This window comes from Streptomyces sp. NPDC001617 (assembly GCF_053596855.1).
This window is the reverse complement of record NZ_JBSFHA010000030.1, coordinates 32,136-44,542: the sequence shown is the minus strand read 5'-3', so window position 1 is coordinate 44,542 and position 12,407 is coordinate 32,136. Positions and strand designations below refer to the sequence as shown.

The 12,407-nt window shown below is 70.0% G+C and carries 11 protein-coding genes; 10 read left to right on the top strand and 1 reads right to left on the bottom strand.

Annotated features, from left to right (window positions below; genetic code table 11):
• Window positions 1-159: 159 nt before the first annotated feature.
• From ACWC09_RS23175 to nusB, 4 genes are all read left to right on the top strand, one after another.
• Window positions 160-1,008, top strand: a complete 849-nt coding sequence (locus tag ACWC09_RS23175; protein ID WP_450852471.1) for a Pro-rich N-terminal domain-containing protein — start codon at window positions 160-162, stop codon at window positions 1,006-1,008.
• A 180-nt stretch (window positions 1,009-1,188) separates the two neighbouring features.
• Entirely contained in the window at window positions 1,189-2,295 is a 1,107-nt protein-coding gene (locus ACWC09_RS23170; RefSeq protein ID WP_450852470.1) for an aminopeptidase P family protein, read from the top strand.
• 210 nt (window positions 2,296-2,505) lie between these two features.
• Complete coding sequence (gene efp, locus ACWC09_RS23165; protein ID WP_020117452.1) at window positions 2,506-3,072, top strand: elongation factor P; 567 nt, start codon at window positions 2,506-2,508, stop codon at window positions 3,070-3,072.
• Between the two features lie 2 nt (window positions 3,073-3,074).
• Window positions 3,075-3,509, top strand: a complete 435-nt coding sequence (gene nusB, locus ACWC09_RS23160) for a transcription antitermination factor NusB (protein WP_450852469.1) — start codon at window positions 3,075-3,077, stop codon at window positions 3,507-3,509.
• Between the two features lie 168 nt (window positions 3,510-3,677).
• On the opposite strand, the gene bldD is transcribed toward nusB, so the two are convergent.
• Entirely contained in the window at window positions 3,678-4,178 is a 501-nt protein-coding gene (bldD, locus tag ACWC09_RS23155; RefSeq protein ID WP_330456696.1) for a transcriptional regulator BldD, read from the bottom strand.
• A 254-nt stretch (window positions 4,179-4,432) separates the two neighbouring features.
• Between bldD and pyrR the strand changes: the two genes are divergently transcribed.
• From pyrR to carB, 6 genes are all read left to right on the top strand, one after another.
• Window positions 4,433-5,005, top strand: coding sequence for a bifunctional pyr operon transcriptional regulator/uracil phosphoribosyltransferase PyrR (gene pyrR, locus ACWC09_RS23150; RefSeq protein ID WP_450852468.1), 573 nt, complete (start codon window positions 4,433-4,435; stop codon window positions 5,003-5,005).
• 87 nt (window positions 5,006-5,092) lie between these two features.
• Window positions 5,093-6,073: an aspartate carbamoyltransferase catalytic subunit gene (locus ACWC09_RS23145; protein ID WP_450852467.1), complete on the top strand. Its 981-nt coding sequence runs from the start codon at window positions 5,093-5,095 to the stop codon at window positions 6,071-6,073.
• 5 nt (window positions 6,074-6,078) lie between these two features.
• Window positions 6,079-7,365, top strand: coding sequence for a dihydroorotase (locus tag ACWC09_RS23140; protein WP_450852466.1), 1,287 nt, complete (start codon window positions 6,079-6,081; stop codon window positions 7,363-7,365).
• On the top strand, window positions 7,362-7,922 hold the full coding sequence (locus ACWC09_RS23135) for a PH-like domain-containing protein (protein ID WP_450852465.1): 561 nt from the start codon (window positions 7,362-7,364) through the stop codon (window positions 7,920-7,922). Before ACWC09_RS23140 ends, ACWC09_RS23135 begins: the two co-directional genes overlap by 4 nt.
• Entirely contained in the window at window positions 7,919-9,076 is a 1,158-nt protein-coding gene (carA, locus tag ACWC09_RS23130) for a glutamine-hydrolyzing carbamoyl-phosphate synthase small subunit (RefSeq protein ID WP_450852464.1), read from the top strand. Before ACWC09_RS23135 ends, carA begins: the two co-directional genes overlap by 4 nt.
• Entirely contained in the window at window positions 9,069-12,377 is a 3,309-nt protein-coding gene (gene carB / locus ACWC09_RS23125; RefSeq protein WP_450852463.1) for a carbamoyl-phosphate synthase large subunit, read from the top strand. The genes carA and carB overlap by 8 nt, the downstream gene beginning before the upstream one ends.
• Window positions 12,378-12,407 lie beyond the last annotated feature (30 nt).

Genomic DNA, 12,407 nt, shown 5'->3' with positions numbered 1-12,407 from the left:
CGGAGCGCCGTCCGCCCCATTTGCCTTACGGGCATGGGCACTTCGACCCGCCCCCGGCCGTTCAACAAACGGCGGCCGGGGAAGGTACCGTTCGGTAAGGAGCGGGGTCGTACCCTGCTGCCAGCGTCATTTGGCCTGTACGAGACGGAGTGGCACCGGATGCAGCACGCAGTGGGTTCTCCGCTGCCGCCGCCCCACCAGCCGGGGCAGGGACCGGCCGCCGGCTGGTCGCCGGCCGCACACCACCCGGGTCACCCGGGCCCACACCAGGGCTCGGCCCCGGTGCCCCCGCCGCCCCCGGCGCCGGGCTTCACACCCCCGGTCCCACCCGCACCGCACCACGCCCCGCCGCCACCGGCCCCGGACACCACGGGCCATGTCCCGCTCCCGGCCGGCGCCCCGGTCGCCATGCCCAGCACGGCCCCCACCACCACGGCACCGGATCCCACCACCACGACCCTGGCCGTGCTCCTCATCGGCCCCGCGGGAGCCGGCAAGACGAGCGTCGCCAAGTACTGGGCGGACCACCGCCGGGTCCCGACGGCCCACATCAGCCTCGACGACGTCCGCGAATGGGTCCGCTCCGGCTTCGCCGACCCGCAGTCCGGGTGGAACGACCACTCCGAGGCCCAGTACCGCCTGGCCCGCCGCACCTGCGGCTTCGCCGCCCGCAACTTCCTCGCCAACGGCATCTCCTGCATCCTCGACGACGCGGTCTTCCCCGACCGCCCCGTCGTGGGCCTGGGCGGCTGGAAACGCCACGTGGGCCCCGGCCTCCTCCCCGTGGTCCTCCTCCCAGGCCTCGAAATAGTCCTGGAACGCAACGCGGAACGCAGCGGCAACCGCCGCCTCACCGACGAGGAGGTGGCCCGCATCCACGGCCGCATGGCGGGCTGGTACGGCTCGGGTCTGCCCATCATCGACAACTCCCAGCTGGACGTCCCCCAGACGGCCCGAGTCCTGGACGACGTCCTGGCAAGATCAATCGCAAGCCCACCGAACTGGTAGACACCGGCGAGCTGCACGCCTTGAAGGGGCGCGGGGCTGCGTCGATATGCGGCTCCGCCGCGCCGGGCGCGACAAGCCCCCACGCGCCCGCACCCGGCACAGAACCCCACCACCCACCCCGTCCCCCGAACGGCACCCCCAGAACCGGCACAAATCCCCCAACGCTCCTACGCTCGTCTCATGTCAGAGATGTACGCGACCCGCCGAACCCGGCTCAGGGAACGCTGCCACGCGGCCGGCCACGCGGCAGCGATCGTCTCCCGCCCCGCCAACGTCCGTTACCTCACCGGCACGGCCCCTCAAGGCGCCGTCCTCCTCCTCGGCAGAACAGAAGACCTGCTCCTCTGCCCGGGCCCCCTGGAAGACCGCCCCGCGGAAGGCCGCCCGGACGAGACCGTGCGCATCCAGTACCTGCCGGCGAACCACGGCGACCCCGCGGTCGCCGCAGCCGACCTGGCCGATGCGCAGCACGCCGACTCCGTCGCCGTGGAAGAACACCACCTCACCGTCGCCCGCCACCGAGAGATCCGCTCGGTCGCCCCCCGCCTCCGTCTCGCGGATCTCGGCGGCGCGGTGGAGCAACAGCGGATCGTCAAGGACGAGGAGGAGATCTCCTGCCTCCGCATCGGCGCCGAAATCGCCGACCAGGCACTGGGCGAACTCCTGGAGTCCATCCTGGTGGGCCGCACCGAACGCCACCTCGCCCTCGAACTGGAACGCCGCCTGGTCGACCACGGCGCCGACGGCCCCGCCTTCGCCACCTCCGTGGCCACCGGCCCCAACGCCGGCCGCCGGGCCCACCGCCCCACCGACCGCCGCGTCGAGGAGGGCGACTTCCTCTCCGTCTGTCTCGGCGCGACGTACCGTGGCTACCGCTGCGAGATCGGCCGTACCTTCGTCATCGGCACCTCGCCCGCGGACTGGCAGATCGAGCTCTACGACCTCGTCTTCGCCGCCCAGCGCGCCGGACGGGAGTCGCTCGCACCCGGCGCGGCCTACCGCGACGTCGACCGGGCCGCACGTCAGGTGCTGGACTCCGCGGGGTACGGCGAGGGACTGTCGCCCCTCACCGGACACGGTGTAGGGCTCGAAATCGACGAGGACCCGCAGCTGGCCCCTTCGGCCATGGGTAAACTGGACGCTTGCGTGCCGGTCACCGTCGAACCGGGGGTCCACCTCCCGGGCCGGGGCGGCGTCCGGATCGATGACACGCTCGTCGTCCGCCCCGAGGCGGACGGCGGACCCGAGCTACTCACCATCACGACCAAGGAGCTGCTCGCGCTGTAGCGACCCCAGGGAAGTTCAGGCACGCCCCCACGCCGCCCGGCACGCACTCTCGCCGCACCGGCCGAAGGCCCAAGTAGCTCCGCTACGAGGACCTTCCCCCGGCACACCGAGAGCACGCACCGAACGACGCGGGAACGCACCCGCACTTCCCCGGCGCCGCTCGGTGCGTGCGCCGGGGTCGTCCACGTCAGTCCAGGAGATTCCGCAACCGTGGCTTCCACGAACGACCTCAAGAACGGCCTGGTGCTCAAGCTCGAAGGCGGCCAGCTCTGGTCCGTCGTCGAGTTCCAGCACGTCAAGCCCGGCAAGGGCCCCGCCTTCGTGCGCACCAAGCTCAAGAACGTGCTCTCCGGCAAGGTCGTCGACAAGACGTTCAACGCCGGCGTCAAGGTCGAGACGGCCACTGTCGACAAGCGCGACATGCAGTTCTCGTACATGGACGGCGAGTACTTCGTCTTCATGGACATGGAGACCTACGACCAGCTCATGGTCGACCGCAAGGCCGTCGGCGACGCCGCCAACTTCCTCATCGAGGGCTTCACGGCCACCGTCGCGCAGCACGAGGGCGAGGTGCTCTTCGTCGAGCTCCCGGCCGCCGTCGAGCTCGTCGTCCAGGAGACCGAGCCGGGCCTGCAGGGCGACCGTTCCACCGGCGGCACCAAGCCCGCCACCCTGGAGACCGGTCACCAGATCCAGGTCCCGCTCTTCATCACCACCGGTGAGAAGATCAAGGTCGACACCCGCACGAGCGACTACCTCGGCCGGGTGAACAGCTAACCGTGGCTGCCCGCAACACGGCCCGCAAGCGCGCCTTCCAGATCCTCTTCGAGGGCGACCAGCGCGGCGCCGATGTCCTGACAGTCCTCGCGGACTGGATCCGGCTCTCCCGGGAAGACACCCGCCAGCCGCCGGTGAGCGAGTACACGATGCAGCTGGTCGAGGGCTACGCCAAGCAGGTCAGGCGCATCGACGAGCTGATCGCGCAGTACTCCGTCGGCTGGACGCTCGACCGCATGCCGGTCGTCGACCGCAACATCCTGCGGCTCGGCGCCTACGAGCTGATCTGGGTCGACGAGGTCCCGGACGCCGTCGTGCTGGACGAGATGGTGCAGCTGGCGAAGGAGTTCTCCACGGACGAGTCGCCCGCGTTCGTCAACGGTCTGCTCGGCCGGCTCAAGGAGCTCAAGCCATCGCTGCGCCGGGACGAGGCGTAACGGGCGACAGGTACGGCACTGCCAGGGGGCCCGCAGCGTGACTGCTGCGGGCCCCCTGGCGTCCGGTACCGGCGAGGCACCCGAAGGCCGCAGAAAGCCGCCGGGGTGGCCGGAACCGTGAAGTTCCGGCCACCCCGGCGGCACGTTTCTGCTGTGGTGCCGTGCGGCTCAGCTCTCCTCGTGAGCCACCGCGCGGCGCGCGTCCGCGTCCAGCACGCCCCAGTTGATCAGCTGCTCGGTGAGGACCGAGGGGGACTGGTCGTAGATGACGGCGAGTGTGCGCAGGTCGTCCTGGCGGATCGAGAGCACCTTGCCGTTGTAGTCACCGCGCTGCGACTGGATCGTCGCCGCGTACCGCTGGAGCGGTCCCGCCTTCTCGGCCGGCACGGTGGCCAGCCGCTCGAGGTCCAGAACCAGCTTCGGCGGGGGCTCGGCGGCACCGCCCGGGGTGGTGCCCGGCAGCAGTTCCTGGACGGGAACGCCATAGAAATCCGCCAGTTCGGCGAGACGCTGTACGGTCACGGCGCGGTCACCGCGCTCGTACGAACCGACCACGACCGCCTTCCAGCGTCCCTGGCTCTTCTCCTCGACACCGTGGAGGGAAAGGCCCTGCTGGGTGCGGATGGCCCGGAGCTTGGCCCCGAGCTGTTTGGCGTATTCGCTGGACATATAGCTCCCCGGACACTGTGTCTACGCGGCTGCAGTGGTTCCGCGGCCGCGCGTCTGGTAACTCACTGTGAGGTTACGCAGCGTGATTCTTCTGCGTCAAGCCGAATGGTCCACACCGACTCTTCCGTGCGAGCCGTGGCTGATTACGCCAGGGGGGTGATCAGGCGTGTCGTGCGGGCCTGCTACCGTGGATGGCGCAAATCCGACGTCCTTTAAGGTCCGTCCCGTGAGGCGGAGAAGGAGGTCCGTTTCCTATGGACAAGCAGGACACGTCCGGAATTCCGGCGTCCGATGCCCGGCCCGTGCTCGAAGGGCCCGACATCGCGCGGGTGTTGACCCGTATCGCCCACGAGATCGTCGAGCGCGCCAAGGGCGCCGACGACGTGGTGCTCCTCGGCATTCCGACCCGGGGCGTCTTCCTCGCCCAGCGGCTCGCCGCCAAGCTCGAGGAGATCACCGACCGCAAGATCCCGGTCGGTTCGCTCGACATCACCATGTACCGCGACGATCTGCGCATGCACCCGCCGCGTGCGCTGGCCCGCACCGAGATCCCCGGTGACGGCATCGACGGCAAGCTCGTCGTCCTCGTCGACGACGTGCTCTTCTCCGGCCGCACCATCCGAGCCGCCCTCGACGCCCTGAACGACATCGGGCGCCCGCGCGCGGTCCAGCTCGCGGTCCTCGTCGACCGCGGCCACCGCGAACTGCCCATCCGCGCCGACTATGTCGGCAAGAACCTCCCCACGTCGCTGCGGGAGACGGTCAAGGTCCTGCTCGCCGAGGAGGACGGTCGGGACACCGTGCTGCTCGGTGTGAAGCAGACCTAGCAGCAGCCGCGGGGCCCGCATCGCCTCTGCGTGCCCTCGCCTGCCCGGAATCTCCTGAAACCTGAACTGTCCTACGGAGCCTGACAGATGCAGCGTCATCTCATCTCGGCCGCCGACCTCACCCGCGACGACGCCGTCCTGATCCTCGACACCGCCGAGGAGATGGCCCGGGTCGCCGACCGGCCGATCAAGAAACTGCCGACCCTGCGGGGCCGCACGATCGTCAACCTCTTCTTCGAGGACTCCACGCGCACGCGTATCTCCTTCGAAGCCGCCGAGAAGCGCCTCTCCGCGGACGTCATCAACTTCACCGCCAAGGGGTCGAGCGTCTCCAAGGGCGAGTCCCTGAAGGACACCGCGCAGACCCTGGAGGCCATGGGCGTCGACGCCGTGGTCATCCGGCACGGCGCCTCCGGAGCCCCGTACCGGCTCGCCACCTCGGGCTGGATCGACGCCGCCGTGATCAACGCCGGCGACGGCACCCACCAACACCCCACCCAGGCCCTGCTGGACGCGTTCACCATGCGCCGCCGCCTGGTCGGCAGGGACGCCGGCCTCGGCCAGGACCTGGCCGGCAAGCACATCACGATCGTCGGCGACGTCCTGCACAGCCGGGTCGCCCGCTCGAACGTCGATCTGCTGCACACCCTGGGCGCCGAGGTCACGCTGGTCGCGCCGCCCACCCTGGTGCCGGTCGGCGTCGAGACGTGGCCCTGCGAGGTGTCGTACGACCTCGACAGCACCCTTCCGAAGTCCGACGCGGTGATGATGCTGCGTGTCCAGCGCGAGCGCATGAACGCCGCGTTCTTCCCGACCGAGCGCGAGTACTCGCGGCGCTACGGCCTCGACGGCGACCGTATGGCGCGGATGCCGGAGCACGCCATCGTGATGCACCCCGGCCCGATGGTCCGCGGCATGGAGATCACCGCCGAGGTGGCCGACTCCGAGCGCTGCACCGTCGTCGAGCAGGTCGCAAACGGAGTCTCCATCCGGATGGCCGTTCTGTACCTCCTGCTCGGTGGCAACGAGCCCGCCGTCACCCACGCCCGCACCATCGAGGAGAAGTAAGAGCCATGAGCAAGATCCTTATCCGTGGTGCGAAGGTGCTCGGCGGCGAGCCGCAGGACGTGCTGATCGACGGCTCGGTCATCGAGTCCGTCGGTACCGGGCTGTCCGACGAGGGCGCCGAGGTCGTCGAGGCCGCCGGCAAGCTGTTGCTCCCGGGTCTCGTCGACCTGCACACCCACCTGCGCGAGCCCGGCCGCGAGGACTCCGAGACGGTGCTGACCGGCACGCGCGCGGCGGCCGCCGGCGGCTACACGGCCGTCTTCGCCATGGCCAACACCTTCCCGGTCGCCGACACCGCCGGCGTCGTCGAGCAGGTCTACCGGCTCGGCCAGGAGCACGGCTACTGCGATGTACAGCCCATCGGCGCCGTCACCGTCGGTCTCGAGGGCAAGAAGCTCGCCGAGCTGGGCGCCATGCACGAGTCGGCCGCCGGCGTCACCGTCTTCTCCGACGACGGCAAGTGCGTCGACGACGCCGTGATCATGCGGCGGGCGCTGGAGTACGTGAAGGCCTTCGGCGGCGTCGTCGCGCAGCACGCCCAGGAGCCGCGGCTGACCGAGGGCGCCCAGATGAACGAGGGTGTCGTCTCCGCCGAGCTGGGGCTCGGAGGCTGGCCCGCGGTGGCCGAAGAATCGATCATCGCCCGGGATGTCCTGCTCGCCGAGCATGTGGGGTCCCGGGTGCACATCTGCCATCTCTCGACCGCCGGCTCGGTGGAGATCGTCCGCTGGGCCAAGTCCCGCGGCATCGACGTCACGGCCGAGGTGACCCCGCACCATCTGCTCCTCACCGACGAGCTGGTCCGGTCGTACAACCCGGTCTACAAGGTCAACCCGCCGCTGCGCACCGAGCGCGACGTGCTCGCCCTGCGCGAGGCGCTCGCCGACGGCACGATCGACATCGTCGCCACCGACCACGCCCCGCACCCGCACGAGGACAAGGACTGCGAGTGGGCCGCGGCCGCCATGGGGATGGTGGGCCTGGAGACCGCGTTGTCGGTGGTGCAGGAGACCATGGTGGACACCGGGCTCCTCACCTGGGCCGGGGTCGCCGAGCGCATGTCCTTCAAGCCCGCCGAGATCGGGCGGGCGAAGGGGCACGGGCGTCCCGTCTCGGCTGGTGAGCCCGCCAACCTCACGCTCGTCGACACGGCATACCGTGGGTCCGTGGACCCCGCGGGCTTCGCCTCGCGCAGCCGGAACACCCCGTACGAGGGGCGTGAGCTGCCGGGCCGTGTGACGCACACGTGGCTCCGGGGCAAGGCCACGCTCGTCGACGGGAAGCTCACGTGACATCACTCATCCTGCTGGCCGCCGAGAAGAAATCGGCTGAGGTCACCGACTGGGCCGCGCGGATCGGCTGGCTCGTCGGGCTCGCCCTCTTCATCGCGCTCGTCTACTGGCTGATGCGCGAGGGCTGGAAGTGGCGCGGCACGCTCCAGGGCGACCTGCCGGAGCTGCCCAGCGCGCCGGACGAGACCGGCCCGGTGAAACTGAGCATGAGCGGCCGCTACCACGGCTCCACGACCGCCGGTCAGTGGCTCGACCGCATCGTGGCGCACGGCCTCGGCACCCGCAGCCGGGTCGAGCTCACGCTGACGGACGCCGGACTGGACGTAGTACGCCCCGGGGCCACCGACTTCTTCATCCCGGCGGAGGCGCTGCGCGAGGCCCTGCTCGGGAAGGGGATCGCGGGCAAGGTCCTCACCGAGGGCGGACTGCTCGTGGTGACCTGGGCGCACGGCGAGCGGCTGATCGACTCCGGCTTCCGCTCCGACCACGCGGCCGAGCACACCGAGTGGGTCGAGGCACTGAACCTGATGATCAACAAGATGGAAGGCGCACGATGACAACCTCCACCAGGGGAGCCGCAAAGGTTCCCGCCGTACTCGTCCTGGAGGACGGCCGGATCTTCCGCGGCCGTGCCTACGGGGCCGTGGGGGTGACCTTCGGCGAGGCGGTCTTCTCGACCGGCATGACCGGCTACCAGGAGACCCTGACCGACCCCTCCTACCACCGCCAGGTCGTCGTGATGACCGCCCCGCACGTCGGCAACACCGGCGTCAACGACGAGGACCCGGAGAGCAGGCAGATCTGGGTCGCGGGTTATGTCGTGCGCGACCCCGCGCGCGTGCCGTCCAACTGGCGCGCCAAGCGCTCCCTGGACGACGAGCTGCGCCACCAGGGCGTCGTCGGCATCTCCGGCATCGACACGCGCGCGTTGACGCGCCATCTGCGCGAGCGCGGCGCCATGCGCGTCGGCATCTTCTCCGGCAACGCGCTGCCCGACGAGGGCACCATGCTCGCCGAGGTCCGCCAGGCGCCCGAGATGAAGGGCGCCGATCTCTCCGCCGAGGTCGCCACCAAGGAGGCGTACGTCGTCCCGGCGATCGGTGAGAAGAAGTTCACCGTCGCCGCCATCGACCTGGGCATCAAGGGCATGACCCCGCACCGCATGGCCGAGCGCGGCATCGAGGTGCACGTGCTCCCGGCCACGGCGACCGCCGAGGACGTCTACGCCGTCAACCCCGACGGTGTGTTCTTCTCCAACGGCCCGGGCGACCCGGCCACCGCCGACCACCCGGTCTCCGTCATGCAGACGGTCCTGGAGCGCGGCACCCCGCTCTTCGGCATCTGCTTCGGCAACCAGATCCTGGGCCGCGCGCTGGGCTTCGGCACCTACAAGCTCAAGTACGGTCACCGCGGCATCAACCAGCCGGTGCAGGACCGTACGACCGGCAAGGTCGAGGTCACCGCCCACAACCACGGCTTCGCCGTCGACGCCCCGACCGACAGGGTCTCCGAGACCCCCTACGGCCGCGCCGAGGTCTCCCACGTCTGCCTCAACGACAACGTGGTGGAGGGCCTCCAGCTCCTCGACCGCCCGGCCTTCAGCGTCCAGTACCACCCCGAAGCGGCAGCGGGCCCGCACGACGCCGCCTACCTGTTCGACCGGTTCACATCGTTGATGAGCACAGTCCTGATGGAGGGCCAGCGTGCCTAAGCGCACCGATATCCAGTCCGTCCTGGTCATCGGCTCCGGCCCGATCGTCATCGGACAGGCCGCCGAGTTCGACTACTCCGGCACCCAGGCGTGCCGCATCCTGCGCGCCGAGGGCCTGCGGGTCATCCTGGTCAACTCCAACCCGGCGACGATCATGACCGACCCGGAGATCGCCGACGCCACCTACGTCGAGCCGATCACCCCGGAGTTCGTCGAGAAGATCATCGCCAAGGAGCGCCCGGACACGCTTCTGCCCACCCTGGGCGGCCAGACGGCCCTGAACACGGCCATCTCGCTGCACGAGGCGGGGACGCTCGAGAAGTACGGCGTCGAGCTGATCGGCGCCAACGTCGAGGCGATCAACAAGGGCGAGGACCGCGACCTCTTCAAGGACGTCGTCGAGGCCGTCCGCCAGAAGATCGGCCACGGCGAGTCCGCCCGCTCGGTCATCTGCCACTCCATGGAGGACGTCCTCGCGGGCGTCGAGACGCTCGGCGGCTACCCGGTCGTCGTCCGCCCGTCGTTCACCATGGGCGGTGCCGGCTCCGGCTTCGCGCACGACGAGGAGGAGCTGCGCCGCATCGCCGGCCAGGGCCTCACGCTCTCGCCGACCACCGAGGTGCTCCTGGAGGAGTCCATCCTCGGCTGGAAGGAGTACGAGCTGGAGCTGATGCGCGACAAGCACGACAACGTCGTGGTCGTCTGCTCCATCGAGAACTTCGACCCCATGGGCGTGCACACCGGCGACTCGATCACCGTGGCGCCCGCGATGACGCTGACCGACCGTGAGTACCAGATCCTGCGCGACATCGGCATCGCCGTCATCCGCGAGGTCGGCGTCGACACCGGCGGCTGCAACATCCAGTTCGCGGTGAACCCCGAGGACGGTCGAGTGATCGTCATCGAGATGAACCCGCGCGTGTCGCGCTCCTCCGCGCTCGCCTCCAAGGCGACCGGCTTCCCGATCGCCAAGATCGCTGCCAAGCTGGCCGTCGGCTACACCCTCGACGAGATCCCGAACGACATCACGCAGGAGACCCCGGCCTCCTTCGAGCCGACGCTCGACTACGTGGTCGTCAAGGCCCCGCGCTTCGCCTTCGAGAAGTTCCCGCAGGCCGACTCCACGCTGACCACCACCATGAAGTCGGTCGGCGAGGCCATGGCCATCGGCCGCAACTTCACCGAGGCCTTCCAGAAGGCGCTGCGCTCGCTGGAGAAGAAGGGCAGCCAGTTCACGTTCGTCGGCGAGCCCGGCGACAAGGATCTGCTCCTCGAAGAGGCCGTGCGCCCGACCGACGGCCGTATCAACACCGTCATGCAGGCGATCCGCGCCGGAGCAACCCAGGAGGAGGTCTTCGAGTACACGAAGATCGACCCCTGGTTCGTCGACCAGCTCTTCCTGATCAAGGAGATCGCCGACGAGCTCGCCGAGGCTCCGGAGCTGACGAAGGACCTGATCGCCGAGGCCAAGCGGCACGGCTTCTCCGACCAGCAGATCGGCGAGATCCGCGGGCTGCGCGAAGATGTCGTGCGCGAGGTGCGGCACGCGCTGGGCGTGCGCCCGGTCTACAAGACGGTCGACACCTGCGCCGCCGAGTTCGCGGCCAGGACGCCGTACTTCTACTCCTCGTACGACGAGGAGACCGAGGTCGCGCCGCGTGAGAAGCCGGCCGTCATCATCCTGGGCTCCGGCCCGAACCGCATCGGCCAGGGCATCGAGTTCGACTACTCCTGCGTGCACGCGTCCTTCGCGCTGAGCGACGCCGGGTACGAGACGGTGATGGTCAACTGCAACCCGGAGACCGTCTCCACGGACTACGACACCTCCGACCGCCTGTACTTCGAGCCGCTGACGCTGGAAGACGTGCTGGAGATCGTCCACGCGGAGCAGCAGGCGGGCCCCGTGGCGGGCGTGATCGTCCAGCTGGGCGGCCAGACCCCGCTGGGCCTCTCGCAGGCGCTCAAGGACAACGGTGTGCTGATCGTGGGCACCTCGCCGGAGGCCATCCACGCGGCCGAGGACCGGGGCGCCTTCGGGCGGGTGCTCGCCGAGGCGGGCCTCCCGGCCCCCAAGCACGGCACCGCCACCACCTTCGCCGAGGCCAAGGCCATCGCCGACGAGATCGGCTACCCGGTCCTGGTGCGGCCGTCGTACGTCCTCGGCGGGCGCGGTATGGAGATCGTCTACGACGAGACCCGGCTGTCGTCCTACATCGCCGAGTCGACCGAGATCAGCCCCTCGCGGCCGGTGCTCGTCGACCGCTTCCTGGACGACGCGATCGAGATCGACGTCGACGCGCTCTATGACGGCGAGGAGCTCTACCTCGGCGGCGTCATGGAGCACATCGAGGAGGCCGGCATCCACTCCGGCGACTCGGCGTGCGCGCTGCCGCCGATCACGCTGGGCGGCTTCGACATCAAGCGCCTGCGGGCCTCCACGGAGGCCATCGCGCGTGGCGTCGGCGTCCGGGGCCTGATCAACATCCAGTTCGCGATGGCCGGCGACATCCTGTACGTCCTGGAGGCCAACCCGCGCGCGTCCCGTACGGTCCCCTTCACCTCGAAGGCGACCGCGGTGCCGCTGGCGAAGGCCGCCGCCCGCATCTCGCTCGGCGCGACCATCGCCGAACTGCGCGCGGAGGGTCTGCTTCCGGCGAACGGCGACGGCGGCGAGCTCCCGCTTGACGCGCCGATCTCCGTCAAGGAGGCCGTCATGCCGTGGTCGCGCTTCCGCGACATCCAGGGGCGCGGCGTCGACACGGTCCTCGGCCCGGAGATGCGCTCCACCGGCGAGGTCATGGGCATCGACTCCGTCTTCGGCACGGCGTACGCCAAGTCGCAGGCGGGCGCCTACGGTCCGCTGCCGACCAAGGGCCGCGCGTTCATCTCGGTCGCCAACCGGGACAAGCGCTCGATGATCTTCCCGGCGCGCGAGCTGGTGGCGCACGGCTTCGAGCTGCTCGCCACCTCCGGCACCGCCGAGGTCCTCAAGCGCAACGGCATCAACGCCACCATCGTGCGCAAGCAGTCCGAGGGCACCGGCCCGAACGGCGAGAAGACCATCGTCCAGCTCATCCACGACGGCGAGGTCGACCTCATCGTCAACACCCCGTACGGCACCGGCGGCCGCCTCGACGGCTACGAGATCCGTACGGCGGCCGTGGCGCGGTCGGTCCCGTGCCTGACGACGGTCCAGGCGCTCGCCGCGGCCGTCCAGGGCATCGACGCCCTCAACCACGGTGACGTGGGCGTCCGTTCGCTCCAGGAACACGCGGAACACCTGACCGCGGCCCGCGACTAGCAGCCCTGAGGGGGACACCGGAAACGGTGT